Origin of the sequence: Paenibacillus pectinilyticus (assembly GCF_001700435.1) — a bacterium.
Taxonomy (GTDB): Bacteria; Bacillota; Bacilli; order Paenibacillales; family NBRC-103111; genus Paenibacillus_E; species Paenibacillus_E pectinilyticus.
Genome location: NZ_LYPC01000025.1, coordinates 155685 through 175153, shown reverse-complemented (window position 1 = coordinate 175153; position 19469 = coordinate 155685). Strand labels below are relative to the sequence as shown.

General features: G+C 48.7%; 13 protein-coding genes. 6 read left to right on the top strand and 7 right to left on the bottom strand.

From position 1 onward, the window contains the following. Nucleotides 1-4: 4 nt before the first annotated feature. The 3 genes from A8709_RS20650 to A8709_RS20640 form a co-directional block, all read right to left on the bottom strand. Nucleotides 5-721, bottom strand: coding sequence for an ABC transporter permease subunit (locus tag A8709_RS20650; RefSeq protein WP_065854652.1), 717 nt, complete (start codon nt 719-721; stop codon nt 5-7). After that, complete coding sequence (locus A8709_RS20645; RefSeq protein ID WP_065854650.1) at nt 714-1805, bottom strand: ABC transporter ATP-binding protein; 1092 nt, start codon at nt 1803-1805, stop codon at nt 714-716. The genes A8709_RS20650 and A8709_RS20645 overlap by 8 nt, the downstream gene beginning before the upstream one ends. 335 nt (nt 1806-2140) lie before the next feature. Then, nucleotides 2141-4693: a U32 family peptidase gene (locus A8709_RS20640; protein WP_065854697.1), complete on the bottom strand. Its 2553-nt coding sequence runs from the start codon at nt 4691-4693 to the stop codon at nt 2141-2143. Nucleotides 4694-4911: 218 nt separating this feature from the next. On the opposite strand from A8709_RS20640, the gene A8709_RS20635 reads away from it, so the two are divergent. The 6 genes from A8709_RS20635 (at nt 4912) to A8709_RS20610 (ending at nt 13237) form a co-directional block, all read left to right on the top strand. Beyond that, a complete protein-coding gene (locus A8709_RS20635; protein ID WP_084225211.1) occupies nt 4912-8172 on the top strand; it encodes an FG-GAP repeat domain-containing protein in 3261 nt (1086 codons plus the stop codon). Nucleotides 8173-8229: 57 nt separating this feature from the next. Continuing rightward, the gene (locus A8709_RS20630; RefSeq protein WP_065854648.1) at nt 8230-8481 is read left to right on the top strand and encodes an acyl carrier protein; all 252 of its coding nucleotides are present in this window, start codon (nt 8230-8232) and stop codon (nt 8479-8481) included. Nucleotides 8482-8488: 7 nt separating this feature from the next. Continuing rightward, complete coding sequence (locus A8709_RS20625) at nt 8489-9688, top strand: class-II aminoacyl-tRNA synthetase family protein (RefSeq protein ID WP_065854646.1); 1200 nt, start codon at nt 8489-8491, stop codon at nt 9686-9688. 310 nt (nt 9689-9998) lie between these two features. Beyond that, nucleotides 9999-10922, top strand: coding sequence for a hypothetical protein (locus A8709_RS20620; protein WP_341833432.1), 924 nt, complete (start codon nt 9999-10001; stop codon nt 10920-10922). Nucleotides 10923-11062: 140 nt separating this feature from the next. Next, complete coding sequence (locus tag A8709_RS20615; RefSeq protein ID WP_065854643.1) at nt 11063-12217, top strand: MBOAT family O-acyltransferase; 1155 nt, start codon at nt 11063-11065, stop codon at nt 12215-12217. A 51-nt stretch (nt 12218-12268) separates the two neighbouring features. Next, the gene (locus A8709_RS20610; RefSeq protein ID WP_065854641.1) at nt 12269-13237 is read left to right on the top strand and encodes a sugar phosphate isomerase/epimerase family protein; all 969 of its coding nucleotides are present in this window, start codon (nt 12269-12271) and stop codon (nt 13235-13237) included. Between the two features lie 80 nt (nt 13238-13317). On the opposite strand, the gene A8709_RS20605 is transcribed toward A8709_RS20610, so the two are convergent. The 4 genes from A8709_RS20605 to uvrB form a co-directional block, all read right to left on the bottom strand. Further along, complete coding sequence (locus A8709_RS20605) at nt 13318-13527, bottom strand: hypothetical protein (RefSeq protein WP_065854639.1); 210 nt, start codon at nt 13525-13527, stop codon at nt 13318-13320. A 398-nt stretch (nt 13528-13925) separates the two neighbouring features. Then, a complete protein-coding gene (locus tag A8709_RS34690; protein WP_167357137.1) occupies nt 13926-14075 on the bottom strand; it encodes a hypothetical protein in 150 nt (49 codons plus the stop codon). Between the two features lie 271 nt (nt 14076-14346). Then, nucleotides 14347-17229 (bottom strand): excinuclease ABC subunit UvrA, encoded by a 2883-nt coding sequence (uvrA, locus tag A8709_RS20600; RefSeq protein WP_065854637.1) that lies wholly within the window; start codon nt 17227-17229, stop codon nt 14347-14349. A 37-nt stretch (nt 17230-17266) separates the two neighbouring features. Beyond that, nucleotides 17267-19264 (bottom strand): excinuclease ABC subunit UvrB, encoded by a 1998-nt coding sequence (uvrB, locus tag A8709_RS20595; protein ID WP_065854635.1) that lies wholly within the window; start codon nt 19262-19264, stop codon nt 17267-17269. Nucleotides 19265-19469 lie beyond the last annotated feature (205 nt).

The window sequence follows — 19469 nt, the reverse complement described above, 5'->3', positions numbered from 1 at the left end:
CCGCTCACCTCCAACGCTTTCTTTCAAGGACTTGTATACATAAAACGAGGAACAAAGCAGTTAATGTCACGTAAAAGAGGATGTCGCCGCCATGGAAAACACCTTTTTGCAGGTTGCTCAAATGGCTGGTCAAAGAGAATTGACCGACGTAATCCTTCATTTTACCCGTCATGCTGCTGCTTACCCAATCTAGGAGCCAGAGTAGGAGCAGAATAACAAATCCCGTGATTCCCGCTACCATCTGGTTATTCGATAAGCTAGAAGCAAACAAACCAATCGCCATCATCGCACAGCCCAATAGGAACATGCTCAGGTAAGACAACCAAGTGACAGGCTTATCTAGTGTTCCGAAGGAGGACATAATGAGCGGGTACACCAAGCTAATCGCAACAAGGCCAACCTGCACGATTAAAGCGGACAGGTATTTACCCAGCACGATCTCACCAATCCCCGCAGGTGACGTCAGGAGCAGCTCATCCGTGCCTTGGCGGAATTCATCCGCTACGAGACGCATCGTGAGCAGTGGAATAATGAAAAGATAGATAAACGTGGTATTACCCACGATCGAACGAGCATCCACAATAGGCGGCTGTCCATTCACGAAATTAATATAGAAGAAGAAACTCGACAACAGCACGTAGAAGGCAAATGCCACATACGCAACCGGCGAGAAGAAATACATTTGCAGCTCTTTCGAGCAAATGGCCCAAATTCTACGCATCGGTGTCTACCTCCTCTTGGGACGTGCTGCTTGTGTCCGCAGGCTCGTCCGTCGTCAGCTTGAGGAAAATATCCTCTAGGCTGAGGCTTTCCCGCTTCATCTCAAGAATCGGCAGCTTTGCGTTTGCCAGATGGAAAAAGAGCGCTTCGCGGATATCTTCCGCACGATCTGCGGAAGTGACAAGGAGTTTCACGGACTCGATAGGCGCGTCGACTGGTGCAACGGCTGGGATTTCGGCGGCTTCATCCGCCGAGTTAAGTTCCGACGCCGCTTGTAGAGCTGGCGCGTCGAGTGTTGCTATGCCCGCCGCTGGCGCATCGACTTCTTTGACTTCGCCGACGGATGACAAGCTGCGCAGTTCGGTCAAGATCCGCTCGCGAGGTCCCTTGACCTCGAGCGACACTTCGAACGTCTCGCCCATCGTACGACCGAGATGCTCTGGGCGCTCGTCGAGAACGACGCGGCCTTGGTTAATAATAAGAACGCGGTTACAAATCGCGTTAATCTCAGGTAGAATGTGCGTGCTCAGCAGCACGGTATGGTTCTCGCCCAGCTCGTGAATGAGCTGGCGGATCTCGATGATCTGCTTTGGATCGAGGCCGGACGTAGGCTCGTCCAATACAAGCAGATCCGGTTTGTGCAGAATCGCTTGCGCGAGTCCGACGCGCTGCTTGTAGCCCTTGGAGAGGGAGCGAATAATTTGCTTCTCGCGACCTTGCAGCCCGAGCTTGCTGATCGCTTCGGCGACAGCTAGCTTCTGCTCTCGCGCCGGCACATCGCGTAAATTGGCGATGAAGCGCAAGTACGACTGTACCGTCATCTCCGGGTACAAAGGTGGTGTTTCCGGCAGGTAGCCAATCTTGCGGCGCGCTTTCTTCGGGTTGTCGGCCATGGAGTGACCATCCACCCAGATTTGACCATGCGTCGGATTCAAATAACCTGTAATCATGCGCATTGTCGTTGTTTTGCCAGCACCATTCGGCCCTAAAAAGCCGACGATTTCGCCGCGCTGCATCGAGAAGTCGATGTTATGTACGCCACGACTATTTTCGTAGAGCTTGCTGACTTGTTTGACCTCTAGCATCCAAGATCCCCCATTTCTATTCGTTCATTAGTAACCATCATCACTATACGGGTGGAACAATAAACCAACCTTAAGCAAATCTGAAAAATAGATTAAAAAAATGTGTCTGAATTGTGAACGAAACTAATATCATTGGGCTTAGAAAGCTTTACTGGTATGTACGCCGAAAACTGAACAAGAAGAAACCCACCGCATAAGGTTGGCGCCTTCGGTGGGTTTCTCGATTAGCTAAATTAAGTTAACGCGACGCCATGGTGTTCCACAGCTATTTGTTGAAGGGCTTGTTTGGGGCTGCAACCTCGAGCAAGTCCTAATTTACATTATGTGCAAAATACTTATTTCACCAAAGTACCCTTCGTGACACCCAACTGGTTGGTTGCCTTCAGCGAACGCCACACTTGCGTGCCATTGATTTGACCATCAATTGCACGGCGATACAAATCGAGAATCTCTGTAACTTTCTCTGGCGTCTCTTCCAAGAACTCTACACGGAATGAGCGGATGCCCAAGCCCATGAAGTGGTTCAAGTACTCGGCACCGGACTGATCTACCGCATTGTACACGGTATTTCGGCAGCCCTCATCCACACGTACAGGATGGGACATACCCACACGGTCCTGCAAGGACACACGCTTCTCTTCACAAGGACGACCACAGTTCGTAAAGTCTGTACCTTCACTTAGGAACGTACAGTACACACAGTGCTCCGTGTGGAACATCGGCATGTGCTGATGAATAACGACTTCGAGCTTGGATGTTTCCGCGCGGCGAAGTAAGTCTACCATCTGCTGGATGTTCAAGTCATACGAAGGTGTTACCTTCGAAAGACCCGCTTCCAAGAACAAGTTGGCTGCCTTATGGTTAGCCACATTCAGAGAGAAATCCCCGATAAGCTGCGGTTGCGGTGCGTCTGGATTCTCAAGGCGATGTTTCAAGAAATAGAACGCTGCGCCCGTGTTACGAATCAAAACTGCATCCGGCTTCAGCTTGAGTATATTGTTAAAATAGCCCGTTTCCCCCGGCATATGAATTCGCGGTGTCACTAGCGCGATCTTGCGCCCAGCGGCATGCACAGCTTCAACGGCTGCAGGGAACTGCTTAATAAATTCAAAATCAGCATAAATCAAGTCAACGTCAGTTGTCGCCAATACAGCCTTCACCTGTTCCAAGTTCCGGCACAGGGCAGTCAGCTCAACTGCATTGCGGTCTGCAGGCGTCAATGCTGGTGCATCAAAGGCTGTCACAGCAGCGTGATGCTCCGTTACTGATGCAGGCACATCGTCGTATGCACCGACTTCACGCTTGATATACGCGCGCGGCTTCTGCCGCTCGTCTTCCATGAGCTCGACAGCCATGCGGCGCATGCTGTTCAATTCACGCATCGGTACGATCAACGCGCCGTCAAGCTGGACATCCAGCTCGCTTAGCTCATAAATCGTGCCGCCTAGGCGACCGAACTGCTCGGTGAAGAGCTGTTCGTCCATCGGTCTTTTCTCCGCTTGAACCAGCGGAAGCTCGGATTGAACGAAGACGGTGTGACCGCCGCGAACATCGGTCCACCAGCTTTTCAGCGTCTCACCGAGGACGCCGCTCACTTTCACACTTACCGGGAACGTACGGTAAGGTTTATCGGTCTCGAACGTCTGGCGCAGACGCTTGTCCAAAGCTGGATCATTCGTCTTCCAAATGCGATCGCCAACGTGCAGACGACCAAGCTCCACATCGTTGCGTCCCATGACAATCTCGATCATGCCACCCTCGGCTTCGCCTTCGAGCTTCTCACCTTTGCGGCGCAAATCGTAGATGCGCCCGCCTTCTTCCTTCTTCGTCGGATCCCCAGCGTCGAAGACAAGCCCGTCGCCGCGCTTCAGCGGAGCCTCAAGCTCACAGATCACAGCATCGCGCAAGATCTGCTTGATGCGGCCCACAAATACGCCGCGGCTCTTCGGAAACGTGCCGTCAACCAACTGCTTATTGTTGGTTCCCTGTAGGAACCCAACCGTGAAACCACGTGAGAAGCTTTGCTGAAGCTCACGCACTTCCTCGCGAGATGGACGAGCGTCCTGCCCCTCGAAATAACGATCAATCGCTTTGCGATATTTGCTCACGACATTAGCCACATATTCAGGGGTCTTCAGACGCCCTTCAATTTTAAACGAACGAACACCCGCTTCGATCAGCTCAGGCACGATTTCAATCGCCGCCAAATCCTTCGGGGACAATAGATATGTCACGTCACCCATAGGTTTCTGTACGCCATCTACCATCAGGTCATACGGCAAGCGACAAGCTTGCGCGCACTCCCCGCGGTTAGCGGAACGGCCTCCCCACATTTCGGAGGTTAAGCACTGTCCCGAATAGGACACACAAAGGGCCCCATGAACGAAAACTTCCATCGGAAGTTTCGCTTGATCGCCGATTTGTTTGATTTGTTTCAGGTTGTTTTCACGACCCAGAACGACACGTTCGATGTCGAATGGTTTCGTAAATTCAACCGCTTCTGGCGATGTAATCGTCATCTGCGTTGAACCGTGAATCGGGAAATCCGGGGAGATTTCACGAATCATTTTAACCAAACCTAAATCCTGTACAATGACCGCATCCACGCCTGCATCCACACACGCTTCAATTAACTGCTTCGCTTCTGTCAACTCTTCCTCAAATACGAGAATGTTAAACGTTAAGAAGCCTTGCACACCATATAGATGAAGGAACGACATAATATCCGGCAGTTCAGCCATCGTGAAGTTATGCGCTCTCGCTCTTGCATTGAATTTCTCCACACCAAAAAATACGGCATCCGCCCCATTGGCAACAGCCGCTCGCAAACAATCCCAATCCCCCGCAGGGGCCAATAATTCTACATCTTCTCTGCGTATCGTACGCATGGCAGCAAATCCTTTCAATATCAATCCTCGGGTAATCCTCAAAGTCTTCTCTTTAGTGTAACAGAAACGATAGGCAGGAATCTAGGGCAGGGGATAACTCCAAGCAAAGCCAATATCCGACAATACCGCCGAATCGCGCACCTATAGAAGTTAACAAACGTACCTATGAATGCTATAATGGCAAGGATAGTGACCATTCTAGCAATCGAGGGATCCTTTTGAATTTGTCGAAAATTCGTGTGCTCCAATATCTGATCGGGCTAGGCCTTGGTTTAGCGCTGATCGTGCTACTGCTATTATTTTTGCCAAAAAATGAGGAAACTAAGCTACTATACGCCACAAGCGGGGATTCTTATGATACCGCGGCTTATAGTAATTTCCAGCAAACCTTGCAAGCAGGCGTTCAAATTGATAGAAAGAGCTTGCTCAGTTATTCATCCCGCGAGCTTCGTAAGTATGATGCTTTGTACTTAGATCCGGCACTTGCACAAGACCCTGCATGGTCGAAACAATCACCAAAGCTTATCGCTTTCGTGAAACAGGGCGGCCACTTATTGTTGGAAAATGAGTTCGCTGACCGGTTCCCGTTGGATTTTCTAGGTGCTGCACAAATTATTGATTTGAAAAAGATGCCAGCAGGCAACGTAGTCTTAACTGCTCAGAATTCAGACTCGGTAGCGCTTAGCTATCCACAAGTACCCGTTAACTTACAAGGCATTCAACAAACGTTTCAACTGTTTACGCAAAGCTATCTCAAACATAATGCCATGGACGATATGCCCGGATTTCATCTTGGATACGGCTTCAGTCCTTCCACAGGTCAATCCGTTGTCAACCTATCTAAACCGGCTGAATCGAAACAACCGATTTCCCTTGTCATGCAAAATCGCGTAGGCAAAGGAGCCGTGTTAATCAGCAGCAATTTTCTGCCAAATCGCTATTTCCCTACGGGCTTTGATATGAAAAGCGGTGCCGACCTGAATCTAGGCTTCGCCCAGCTTGCTGCGAAGTACAAGGCGGAAAGCAAACCGACACCGGGAACGACTTATTTCAATAAAAGAGATTTACCGATTGAACCTTACTTCAACTTCGCTTGGGCCGCTGCAAACATGCAATATCGCAGTGAGCTGCTCGCCTATGTTTCGAAGGAAACGCTAGGATTCAGCGTGAAAAAGAGTCTGGGTCCTTATGGACGGCCGGCGATGGCGTTTCAGAACCATTTTGAGGCGATGCCGGCGATTGGCCAAAAAGACGGCATTGCTTGGGCAGAAACGCTCAAGAAGTATAACGAGGTTCCCTCGTTTACGCTTGTGCGCAGCGCCTTTTACTGGGGCGAGTGGCGCGAGAGCGTGACGGTGCAGCTTAACACAGGCACTAACGCGAAGCCGTCGTTCGTCGGTGAGCTGCCCGGCTCCGGCTACGCGAGCGGCCTGCACGTAATGGCTGCCGGCATTCCGCTGCGGCAGGCGGTGTTCCCCGCCTATCGCGATCTGGCGAGCGCGATTGAAAAACCCTACCGCGCGTACCCAGCCGCCGCGGATCTGAACGGCGACGGCCGCACGGACTTGCTGGCCGGCAGCTCGGATGGATTCGTGTATGTGTACACGAATCTGGGCAAGGACGAGGCGGCGTACGTCAGCGAGCCGCCGCCGAAGGGCATGGCGCTGCCCGACACATTCGGCGCGCCAGTGAAGTTATTGCTGGAGAGCGGCGCGCCGCTCCAGCTCGGCCCTTACAGTGCCGTTCACGCCGCCGACGTGAACGGGGATGGCCGCACGGACCTCGTCGTCTCAGACGAGTCCGGCGCGGTCTGGCAGCTGCCGCAGCTCGCTAGCGGCAGGTTCGGTAAGCCCGCGGCCGTGCTCGCGGGCGGGAAACAGCTGCAGCTGCCCGTAGGGCCTGCAGCGCCCTATGTCGCCGATGTGAACGGCGACGGCAAGCTCGACCTCGTCCTCGGCGCAGCCGATGGGCGAGTGTGGCTTTACAAGGGCCGCAGCGCAGCGGCCTTGGACCTTGTAGCAGGCAGCGTTATAGCGACGCTGCCGAATAAGGCCACGCACGCCGCGCCAGCGGTGCGTGACATGAACGGCGATGGCCGACCGGATCTCGTGGTCGGCAGCAGCGACGGGGACCTACAGGTGTTTCTCCAAAACGCTGACAGCGCTTGGTCGGCACAAGGCCCCCTCGCCGGAACAACCTTAAACCAAGTAGGCAACCATGCCTTGGTGGGTGGGCATTATTCCGTTCCTTTATGGCTTGACCTCAATCACGATGGCAATGACGATCTTGTTGTGGGTGGCATTGAATTCGGGTCTCCCGTATCGATTGACAACCCGCACTTTCCTTATAAAACGGAGCTAAATGAATTCATTCAATACGCTCACGATAACTATTTACAACTAAATCCGCATACATTTGTGCATAATTTTAAGAGTGCGGATGACGAACGAGCCGAGTTCAACTTACATAAACAAGCTTTTGATAAGCTTGGCATTCCTTGGCTGCATCCTGGAACGAATCAGCACACTTGGCGCATTAATAATGAAGATCGTGCTCAAACACTAGCGACGGAGGAAGCTCAGGGCATGTGGTACAACTTTGGATTCTTGCCTTCTGAATCACCGGTACTATCACGGCCTGAATCCATTTGGTCACTTCCGTTTCTATTGCAGGATGAGCAAGGAACAGCAAACAAAACCATGTTGATCCATGCACCTACACCCGTACTGCGGACTGGTGATTACGCGACAACGGACGTGTTCGAGTCGATGGTCAAGTTAGATATGCCCATTGATTATTTCGAGCATATTGAGTACCATTTTCCCGACCCTGATAAAGTGGCTAGTTTAACAGAGTTCGCTGATTACTTTGACAAGCTTCGCACGAAGCATGATTATAACTTTATGTCCGAAACCCAGATGGCCAAATCCTTCTTAACCGCGATGAAAAGCAATGTTCGGATCAGTCAGTCTTGGGGGTCTTACTTGTGGGACAAACTGAAAGATCGTCTCAGCGGAGGCAGCACACATTTCCATGCTACTCTGTCAGCGGATTCATCTGAAGTACCTGGCTTAGCGGAAGAGTATGCGGGCACCTTAGGTGTGAGCATCGAGAAAGGCGATAAATTAGCCCTCTATTCCCTGCAAAGCAATGCCGATGTGTATACCACAGTAGAGAACAAATTCTATCTCGGCTTGGCTAAGAAAGCTGATATTCGCATTGGTTCTTCTACTGGACAATTTCATATTGTACGTTCGAATGTGCCTTTTACCCTAACAAGTGAAGGAAGCACCTATCAGTTGAAACTAGCATCCGCAGGACTGCAGCAAGTGAAATTCTATAGTCCTAGTGAGCTCAAGTTTGAAACTTCTAAAGATGTAACACTTGTCTACGATGCACCTACACAGACGTACACGCTCACACGTTACGGTGATGTGACGACCTTAACTTTTACCGGTCCTGCCCGGAAGGCGCAGTAACCATATGCAAGATTTTTAAGTTTTACCTACTTTCACTTGAACCAGGAGGCTTTCCCTATGTCTACTTTATTAGAAGAGCTTGAACAGCATATTCGTGAGCGTTATGAAATTGCTGAGGATGATGACGATTTCGACGTTGATGTTCATCTGTTTGACTACGGATTTATCGATTCCGTCGGGGCTACAGCCCTTATCGCTCATATCGAGAAAACGTACAACCTGCAAGTAACGAACCAAGATCTCATGCTTTACCCTATGAACACGGTGAACGAGATTGCCGAATTTATTTCCAAGAAGACAGCGAGGTAAGCGAATCATGAACACTTGTACAATTTCCTTGGCCGGCCTAGCAGAAAGTCAGCACGGACAAGTCAAATATGCCTCCGCTTTTGCAGATGAGCATATCCAAGAAATCACTTTAATCGATGGTCACATCCACATTACCCATAACTCACCGAACGGTGACGAGGGCATCATTGCGCGTGTGGAGCGTCTCATCGAGCGTTTCTCCCACGGTGATTTCGGTTTCAAAGAAAATATCCTATTCGAAAATAAAGTGGACACGCCTTATGAAGGCGACATTATCGCTGAGCTTGTTGAGCGTAAAGCGATTAAGGTCCTTGAGCCTGGTCTCTTCATCTTCCGTGAGCCCTTCTCCAGCTTGATGCGTTTCCTTGACTATTCCTTCGTAACGAAGATCGCGAATCGCTTCGAAGGTGTACAAGAAGAGCAATATCCTGCAGTTATTAACAGCCATACATTGAACAAAACGAACCATTTCACTTCGTTCCCTGAGCACATTCATTTCGTCACGCATCTTCGTGAGGACCTCGATGTTATCGAGGCGTTCTCCCAATCGATTCGCGAAGATGGCGGATGGGATCAAGAGAAGCCTCTTGCTTTAGATAACAACATGGTGAAACCGAATTTCATGATGAATCCTTCGACGTGCTACCACTGCTACGAGGGGCTTGAGAACGAAACTTTGGAAGGCGACGGTATTGTTGTCACCGCGATTGCGAAATGTCATCGTTTTGAGTCCAAAAACCACTCCGATTTCGGTCGCCTGCTCGACTTCTCGATGCGCGAAATTATTTTCGTCGGTAAGCCTGAGTTCGTGAAGGAAAACCGCTTGAAATCGATCGAATATTTGAAAGAGTTGGCCGTAGAGTGGAACGTAGATAGCATGATGGAGATCGCGAATGATCCGTTCTTCACGAACGATTTCCAAGTGAAAGCCTCATTCCAACGTAATCAAGAGATGAAGTATGAGCTTCGCTTGAGCATCCCTCATGTGAAGAAGTCCATCGCTTGTTCCTCTGTCAATTTCCATAGCAATACGTTCGGTAATGCTTTTAATATTAAAATGGGCAAACGTAACGCTGTTACAGGCTGCGTAGGCTTCGGTATCGAGCGCTGGGCTTTCGCGTTCTTGGCACAGTATGGTCTCGATGAACAGCAATGGCCTGCCACGTTCCGTGAGCAGTTCCACGCTTGGCAAGAGAAAGCTCTATAAACTAAACCACCCTTAGCCCGGAACCTTCGTTTATCATGTCGCACGTAGGAAAATGTTGCACTTTGTGCAACATGTTTACCCTACCTAGGCCGATTTCAGGCCTCATGTTGTATTCCGTACAATATTTTGAGCCTTAATTGGCAAAGTTGGTGAGAATCAGCTTAAAATGTTGTATTTAATACAACAACTAGCTCATTTTTGTCTGAATTCACCGATTATGTTGCACAAAATGCAACTTCACGAGCTAGTCAGCGCCGTAAATCCATTTTTAGGGTGCATTGCTTCAAACCCTCCACTAAACAGATAATGAGTGATTCTATTGAAAGCTACCGCTTTTCTTAAAAAAAATAGCTTTGCACTCGGCTTGCTACTCGCCATCGTCGTCTCCGACCTGCTTATCTCCTGGTGGAACCCGATGGCGTCTTCACGCCGTTTTTACAAAAACGACTTTACCAAAACGCTCTATCATCATAGCTGGTCCCAATCGGGTCCAGTTTTCTTCGGTAATTCGTCCGTTACGGGCGCTTACATCGAGGAGAAGTCTGACTCCCATTTGGTCGAGATGGGGCTGTCCTATGGCAAGCTAACGGATCTGAAGGGCATCCTGAAAGACAAGCTGTATCAGGTGCAAGATGAATTGGTCATTGGGATTGATGTGCATACCATGCTTGACGCCCTTGAAACTGATCCCACCTACCAATGGTTCAAGCCGTGGTATCAGCCGTATGTCTACACGTATCGGGACTATTTCCGTGATTCAGGTGAGGAATTTGCTCGTAATCTGGGCAAAGGCAGTCTCGCTTACGTGCCGCGTTGGATCGATAAGGAACTGTACCCTGGTCGCATTGACGATGCGGCGCTGAAGACGAAGTGGGACGAGTACGACAAACGATTCGGCGCAATGACCTTGAAGGATTTTAAACAAAACCTAGATGCGCTTCAGTGGGTCCTTCAGTATGCAAATGAGCACAAGCTCGCTTTGCGTGTGATTTGGATGCCGTGGAACAAGGGCTATGCGGATCCGCCTTATGTCGCTTCACTGAAGGAAGCTGTCAACGGGCAGCTGAAGGCTGCAAACGTGCCGACGCTAGATCTTATGCATACTTATGACCCACGTTACTTCCATGATCTGGTTCACTTGAACCGCGAAGATGGTGCACCGATATTTACGAAGGAGGTTGACACATGGTTAAATTCCTTAGGAAAACCGTCGAAATCCTCATCTACCTCGTGATGCTTTACTTGGTTTTCATCTATTTTACCGGCAAGGGATTGTTCATCTACGAAAAGTTCTAGGTTCGTTCCAGCCATGGATCCAACGAATCCAGCGCATCCTGCATTCCGCATTTCTAGCAAGCGAGGAGTTCTTTAGCTATGTTTTATATGCACATGAACGCGATGGTCGCGATGAGTGGCATGATTGCCGTTCTGATGCTCACACGCAAGTGGGCGGACAATAAGCGCATTCTGATGATTATATTCAGCTTATGCTTTCTACTGCTGTTCAGTAAGAAGCTAGTTGTATTCTACGGCGCTTTTACCATCATTAACTATCTAGGTTTTGTGTACCTATGCCGAACGACGCTGTGGCGCAAAGCGACCTTTATCTTCGGAATCGCCGCCAATATCGCGGGTGTTTTTCTCGGTGTTCGCTTTTTCGTGATGGGCGTATTCCACAATCCGATATTTGATACCATTATTTATCTGGGCCTCATCTACAACGTGCTTAAGGTCATTGATTCGTATTATTTCGCTTATTTCTTTGGCAAAGAAGGCGAAGTGCCGGCCATTGATTATGCGAACTATCTGTTGTTCATTCCAACCTTTACGTCCGGACCGATTCTGAAATTCCGCGATTTCATGGCCGACAGTAAGAAACCTTACTCTGTAGATGCCAAACTTTTTGAAAATAGTATTAAACGCATCATCCTCGGCTTATTTAAGAAAATCGTCGTCGTAACCTGGATGACCAGTATCTTCGATAACGTGTTGAAGCATGAGCTTCACACCTGGGAATCCCTGTTCCTGCTCATCTGGTTCTACGCGCTCATTTACTTCGATTTCTCCGGCTATTCCGATATGGCGATCGGCTTCGGTCGATTAATGGGCTATACGATGCCAGAGAACTTCAAAAAGCCTTTATTCTCACCTTCGATGACGCAGTTTTGGCGGAACTGGCATGCTACGCTGGGTGATTTTTTCCGGGACCATATCTTCATGTTCTTCTCGCGTAAAACGCCATCTGTCGGGCTAACCGCCAGTCTGTCCATCCTTATCATGGTACTCATGGGCCTATGGCATGGTTTTACGTGGTTATACTTCCTCTATGGGCTGTATCACGGCATCATTATAGCCATCGAGAATATCTTTAAACTCACGACCGTGAATAAGAAAAAGGTATCTAAAGCATACTTCTACTTCCGCTGTTTGGTTACCCAGACGCTCGTTACGTTCTCTGTTATTATCTACAGTTCGAATTACGACACCGTGCTTCGAATCTACAAAGGCTTGCTTCATTTTACTGGGTGATAGTGGTATAATTTGATCTGATTGTTTTACCAATTATGGAGGTGTAATCGAATGAAGTTAGGCGTTTTTATGGTTCTTTTCGGTGGAAAGCCTTTCGAGGAAGCACTGGATTATATTGCTGCAAAAGGCTTGGATGCTGTTGAGATTGGAACTGGTGGCTATCCAGGTACTGCGCACTGCAACCCAGCTGAATTACTTGCTGATGCAGGTAAACTAAAAGCGTTCAAACACGCGGTAGAGTCCCGCGGCTTGACGATTAGCGCACTGAGCGCGCACGGTAACCCTCTTCACCCGCAAAAACACATCGCGAAAGAATTCCACGATGCTATTATACAAACGATTGAACTGGCTGAACGCCTTGAAGTTCCTGTGGTTAATACGTTCTCTGGCTGCCCTGGTGACCACGAGGATGCGAAATATCCGAACTGGCCGGTAGCGCCTTGGCCGAACGATTTCCAAGAAATTTTGGACTGGCAGTGGGAGAACAAAGTTATTCCTTACTGGCAAGAAACAGGTAAATTCGCTTCTGACCGTAATATTAAAATCGGTTTAGAGCTTCATGGCGGTTTCTCCGTTCATACACCAGCAACCCTTCTTCGTCTTCGCGAAGCTGCAGGTGAAGTGATCGGTGCCAACTTGGATCCGAGTCACATGTGGTGGCAAGGGATTGACCCTGTTCAAGCTGTACAAATTCTTGGACGCGCTAATGCGATTCACCATTTCCACGCCAAAGATACGTCCCATGATTACAATAACACCAACCGTTTCGGTGTAACGGACATGCAGTCCTACGCGAACATGCTGGACCGCGCTTGGCAGTTCCGTTCCGTTGGCTTCGGTCATGACATGAAGGTATGGGCAGACATCATCAGCGCATTGCGTCTGGTTGGTTATGACTATGTTGTCAGCATCGAGCACGAAGACGGCTTAATGTCCGTTGACGAAGGCTTCTCCAAAGCGGTAGCTAACCTGCAACAAGTTCTCATCAAGGAACCTCTTGGTGAAATGTGGTGGGTATAATTCGATAAATACAAAAAGCCCACAGGCCGAAGATCAAATGATCTTATGTCCTGTGGGCTTTTTGTTGCTGCTTCTATGTACTACCAACCTTTGATCATGACGACATCCATGAGGATGAATACGATTAGAGCAACAGATGCAAATCCGAGGGCAAATAAATTTCTCTTAGGGCTGATCACTTGTCTGATAACCGCAATAGCGATAACCAACGTGAAAATCAACACATAGATATCAAAGCTTGTATACGTGCTAGTTGATGCCGTTGTTGCAGCTGCTTCCGCGAATAACATGGTGAAACCTCCTTATAGTAACTCGGTGCAAGGCACACGTCCTGCTATTTTAATACTATGTTAGCTTGATTAGACAAGAGATGCAAGTAGTTGCATCGATGTGTAACAAGTTTGTCACCTTTTGTTTGGGTTCGGCGTTTCCTGCAGAAGTTGAATGCGGATCTCTACACAAAGTCCCTTGTAAGTATAAAATGTCCATCCTGCCAAAAATTTATTACCTCAAGCATCTTTAGCTTCTGCGTCGAGGTCTCAGGTGTAGCTTATACTAGGTTGCGCTCGTTATGAAATGGTATGTGTGAATTGGGCGAAAAGCCGATCAGGGACGATAAAAACCCGTCCAGAGAGGTCTCCGAACGGGCTTCTATTTACATCTTTTACTCTAAGATAAGTAAGGTTCCTTACACAGCAAGTACATCACGTTGTTCTTCGTCTTCTGAGAAATCGGTTAATTCGGTGTAAGCTAGCTCTTTCTCTTGCCAAGCTAGAAATCGGAAAGGATCAATCCCTAAAGCAGATACAATTTCCTGAAGCTCTAACGTCGGTTTCATTATTACTAGCCTCCACAACTTAATTAAATTAGAACTGCTTATATCTCTCAATCATTATGTCATTGGTTAGGTTAGGTAGAGGGAGATGTTCACTGTTACTTACTATTATTATGGCCTAATCTTTTACATATGGATAGAGGGTTAAATTGTCGAAGCATGTATCATTCAATTAAGTCTTAGCAAATTTCTTAAGCCTTCTGGCTTAAGAGGATACGAAAAAAGCTTGGCATCAGGCTAAAATCACCCGATTTCCAAGCTTTTTGTTCGCATTTTAGCTTACAGAGCCTTCCAAGACATCCATCCGCTTCGCATAGTCCTCTGAACGTACCCGATCCCGCTCTAGGATCGGCTTCAAATACTGGCCGGTGTAGGACCCGGCCACCTTCACGACATCCTCTGGCGTACCTGCCGCCACGATTAAGCCCCCGCGGTTACCACCTTCGGGTCCTAGATCGATAAGGTGGTCCGCCGTCTTGATGACATCGAGGTTATGCTCGATGACCAGCACGGTTTCACCGCTCTCTACGAGGCGGTGCAGGACCTTCAGCAGACGATCGATATCATGGATGTGGAGCCCCGTTGTGGGCTCATCCAGAATGTAGATCGTCTTGCCTGTGCTGCGGCGGTACAGCTCCGCCGCGAGCTTCACACGCTGGGCTTCGCCGCCTGACAGCGTGGTCGCTGGCTGGCCGAGGGTCATGTAGCCCAGCCCCACATCAAGAAGTGTTGTCAGCTTACGATGAATCCGCGGCAAGTTCTTGAAGAACTCGCAGCCATCCTCAATCGTCATCTCTAACACTTCGGAAATGCTCTTGCCTTTGTATTTCACTTCCATCGTCTCGCGGTTGTAACGTTTGCCTTTGCAGACTTCACAAGGCACGTAAACATCCGGAAGGAAGTGCATCTCGATCTTGATGATGCCGTCCCCGCGACAAGCCTCACAACGGCCGCCCTTCACGTTAAAGCTGAATCGGCCCTTCTTGTAGCCGCGAACCTTAGCTTCGTTCGTATTGGCGTACACGTCACGGATATCATCGAATACGCCCGTGTATGTCGCTGGATTCGAACGTGGAGTCCGCCCGATCGGTGATTGATCAATGTCGATTACTTTATCGATAAGATCTAATCCGACAATTTCTTTATGTTCACCTGGACGAACTTTAGCTCCGTTCAAATCACGTGCTAAAGTTTTGAACAGGATTTCATTAATCAGGGTACTTTTACCTGAACCGGATACACCCGTTACACACGTGAATACCCCTAGAGGTATTTTGGCCGAGACGTTACGGAGATTATTCTCCTTGGCGCCTTTGACTTCAATCCATTTGCCATTCGGTTTACGGCGTACAGCTGGAATCGGAATGAATCGCTTGCCGCTCATATACTGACCGGTTAACGAATTCTCGTCTTGCATCAGCTCTGCAGGCGTACCTTGTGCGATAACCTGTCCACCGTGAATCCCTGCGCCTGGACCGATATCAATAATATAATCGGCCGCCAGCATCGTATCCTCATCATGCTCAACGACGATGAGCGTATTACCAAGATCCCGCATATGCTCAAGCGTCTGGATTAACCGTGTGTTATCACGTTGATGCAGACCAATACTTGGCTCATCTAGAATGTAGAGAACGCCCATTAAACTCGAACCAATCTGGGTGGCTAGTCGAATCCGCTGTGCCTCACCACCTGACAAGGTGCCTGCCGCACGGTGCATCGTCAAATAATCCAATCCTACGTTCACTAGGAAGCCTAAGCGTGCTCTAATTTCCTTAAGGATCAAATTAGAGATCGTCAACTCGCGCTCGTTCAGTTCCAGACCCTTGAACCATTCTTCGGCTTCTCCGATCGACAAAGCGGTAGCATGAGCAATGTTCTTACCGTTAATGGTCACGGCCAGTGTCTCTGGCTTTAACCGTTGCCCTTTACATTTCGGGCAAGGCTTCGTGCTCATATAAGACTGGATATGCTCGCGAATGCCTTCGGAGAAGGTGTCTTTAAATCTGCGTTCCAAGTTACGGATAATGCCTTCGAATGGAACCAGTGCCTCTTTGGAGGCTCCCATATCGTTCTCATAGCGGAAACGGATTTTCTCGCCACCCGTTCCATAAAGGATCACCTTCATTTGATCGCTGCTGATCTCGGATACAGGTACATTGCGCGGAATCTTATAGTGATCACAAACAGCGGCAAGAAACTGCGGATAATAGTTCGAAGTGCTGCCGGCCCATGCTTCAAAGGCGCCCTCTTCAATCGTTAACTTTCTATCCGGTACGAGCAAGTCTGGATCGACAATCATCTGACTGCCTAGTCCATCACAATCGGGGCAAGCACCAAACGGACTATTGAATGAGAACATCCGTGGCGCAAGCTCTTCAACGCTGAATCCGCATTCCGGACATGCCAAGTTCTGACTGAACAATAGCTCTTCTTTCTCCATGATATCCACGATGACACGGCCATTCGCCAATTTCAGCGCAGTTTCGAGAGAATCTGCCAAACGAGTTTGCACATCATCTTTGACCACAATACGGTCTACGACGACATCGATGGTGTGCTTTTTATTTTTATCCAGCTCAATTTTCTCTGATAGGTCGACCGTTTCTCCATTAACACGTACCCGAACGAACCCTTGCTTCTGAACGTCCGTGAATAGCTTCGTGTGTTCACCTTTGCGGCCTGAAATAAGCGGAGCCAGAATTTGAATCTTCGTGCGCTCCGGATATTCCATGATGCGGTCTACCATTTGTTCCACGGTTTGTGAAGTAATCTCGATGCCGTGTGTTGGACAATGCGGACGCCCGATACGAGCGAATAAGAGCCGTAAGTAATCATAAATCTCGGTTACGGTTCCTACCGTAGAACGCGGGTTACGACTTGTCGTCTTCTGGTCGATGGAAATGGCCGGAGATAGACCCTCGATGGAATCGACATCCGGTTTGTCCATCTGCCCCAAAAATTGACGAGCGTAAGCGGATAGTGACTCCACGTATCTACGCTGTCCTTCCGCATAAATCGTATCAAAGGCCAGCGATGATTTCCCTGATCCACTCAAGCCCGTCAGTACAACGAACTTGTCACGCGGAATGGTCACATCAATATTTTTAAGATTATGAGCTCTCGCTCCTTTAATAACGATCTGATCTCTAGACACAGATACCCTTCCTTCCTATGTGAAGCTGAAGCCTCTTCTAAGCCTCAGCCTTCATTTCCATAATGGCGTCACGCAGCTGTGCCGCACGCTCGAACTGTAGATTCTTCGCTGCATCCTTCATCTCGACTTCTAGGCGCTCGATGAGAGATGCACGATCCTTCTTCGACATCTTCGCACCCTTCACATCCGCCAGATAATCCGATTTCTGCTCAGCGACCTTCGTCGCTTCAATCACATCTCGGATTTTCTTCGCTATCGTCTGCGGCGTAATGCCAAGTCGTTCATTATTCGCTTCTTGCAGCGACCTACGGCGATTCGTTTCAGAGATCGCTTTCTCCATGGAGTCGGTGATTTTATCCCCGTACATAATTACCCGACCATCCGAGTTACGCGCCGCACGGCCAATCGTTTGAATCAGCGAACGTTCGGAGCGCAAGAAGCCCTCCTTATCCGCATCCAAAATGGCCACAAGCGATACCTCCGGTAAATCCAGCCCTTCTCGGAGGAGATTAATCCCGATAAGCACATGGAATGTCCCTAGCCGCAAGTCTCTTAGGATCTGCATCCGTTCAAACGTCTTAATATCCGAGTGCAAATAGCGCACCTTAATGCCGATTTCCTTGAAGTAATCTGTCAAATCCTCTGACATTTTCTTCGTCAACGTGGTTACGAGCACCCGCTCGTCTTTGCGCACACGGTCCTGAATTTCTGCGATCAGGTCATCAATTTGACCTTTGGTCGGCCGAACTTCAATAATCGGATCCAACAGACCTGTTGGCCGAATAATTTGTTGAATCATGGTCGGACAATGCTCTAATTCATAAGGCCCAGGCGTTGCTGATATATATAAAATCTGTTTGACCTTCTCCTCAAACTCCTCAAAGCGCAGCGGACGGTTATCCAGTGCGGAAGGCAAGCGGAAACCATGGTCAACCAGGACATCTTTCCGCGCTTTATCCCCATTAAACATCGCGCGAATCTGCGGCAATGTCACGTGTGATTCATCGACCATGAATAACATGTCATCTGGGAAATAATCGATCAACGTATAGGGGGTAGCGCCCCGCTCACGGAATGTTAAGGGACCCGAGTAATTCTCGATACCTGAGCAGAAGCCCATCTCTTCCATCATTTCCATGTCATAGCGTGTACGCTGTTCCAAACGTTGTGCTTCTAAGAGTTTCCCCTGTCCTTTAAGCTCTTCAAGACGTTCCTCTAACTCCCGGCCAATGTTCACGAGCGCACGCTTCATCGTGTCCTCGCGCGTCACGAAGTGAGACGCCGGGAAGATCGCGATATGATCACGTTGACCGATAATTTCGCCTGTCAGAACGTTAATTTCTGTAATGCGCTCAATTTCATCGCCAAATAACTCTACACGTACCGCATGCTCACTGTGCGAAGCCGGGAAAATCTCCACAACATCGCCACGCACACGGAATGTGCCGCGAACAAAGTTCAAATCATTCCGTTGATATTGAATATCCACGAGTCGATGCAAAATCTCCGTACGCGATTTCTCCATCCCTACACGTAAAGAAAGCAGCAGATTCCCGTATTCAACCGGTGAACCCAAACCGTAAATACACGATACGCTGGCAACGATAATGACGTCGCGACGTTCGAATAACGAGCTTGTCGCCGAGTGGCGGAGCTTATCAATCTCTTCATTGATGCTGGAATCTTTCTCGATGTACGTGTCGGAGGAGGCAATGTAGGCTTCTGGCTGGTAGTAATCATAGTAACTAACGAAGTAGGAGACGGCATTATGAGGAAAAAACTCTTTAAATTCACTGCATAACTGCGCAGCTAAGGTCTTATTATGGGCAATAATCAATGTTGGCCGGTTTAATTTGGCTATTACTTGTGCTGCGGTGAACGTCTTGCCTGTTCCTGTCGCGCCTAATAGCGTCTGATGTCTGTTGCCTGCTTCTATGCTCTGGACAATCTCCTCAATGGCCTGAGGCTGATCCCCTTGTGGTTGAAAATCTGATACAAGCTCAAATTTCTTAGAGCTCATGACGAGTTCACTCATCCGCTATCACCCTCATTGTCGAAATAAATCGAACTTTTATCCTATAAACTTTCCCATTCGACATTCCGATATAGAAGTCTAATGGAAGTTTTCTTGCACATATGAAGGATTGTAAGTAAATATCCAACATAAGAATGTTTGTTCTCGTTTTTTCATTATACTATTTTTGAATCATGGATGCAAACTGCTTTATCGGTTAGAGCCT

Bases quoted from the DNA above. Each gene is read 5' to 3' on its own strand.
- A8709_RS20650 (WP_065854652.1), bottom strand. From the start codon at position 721: ATGCGTAGAATTTGGGCCATTTGCTCGAAAGAGCTGCAAATGTATTTC.
- A8709_RS20645 (WP_065854650.1), bottom strand. From the start codon at position 1,805: ATGCTAGAGGTCAAACAAGTCAGCAAGCTCTACGAAAATAGTCGTGGC.
- A8709_RS20640 (WP_065854697.1), bottom strand. From the start codon at position 4,693: ATGCGTACGATACGCAGAGAAGATGTAGAATTATTGGCCCCTGCGGGG.
- A8709_RS20630 (WP_065854648.1), top strand. From the start codon at position 8,230: ATGTCTACTTTATTAGAAGAGCTTGAACAGCATATTCGTGAGCGTTAT.
- A8709_RS20625 (WP_065854646.1), top strand. From the start codon at position 8,489: ATGAACACTTGTACAATTTCCTTGGCCGGCCTAGCAGAAAGTCAGCAC.
- A8709_RS20615 (WP_065854643.1), top strand. From the start codon at position 11,063: ATGTTTTATATGCACATGAACGCGATGGTCGCGATGAGTGGCATGATT.
- A8709_RS20610 (WP_065854641.1), top strand. From the start codon at position 12,269: ATGAAGTTAGGCGTTTTTATGGTTCTTTTCGGTGGAAAGCCTTTCGAG.
- A8709_RS20605 (WP_065854639.1), bottom strand. From the start codon at position 13,527: ATGTTATTCGCGGAAGCAGCTGCAACAACGGCATCAACTAGCACGTAT.
- A8709_RS34690 (WP_167357137.1), bottom strand. From the start codon at position 14,075: ATGAAACCGACGTTAGAGCTTCAGGAAATTGTATCTGCTTTAGGGATT.
- uvrB (WP_065854635.1), bottom strand. From the start codon at position 19,264: ATGAGTGAACTCGTCATGAGCTCTAAGAAATTTGAGCTTGTATCAGAT.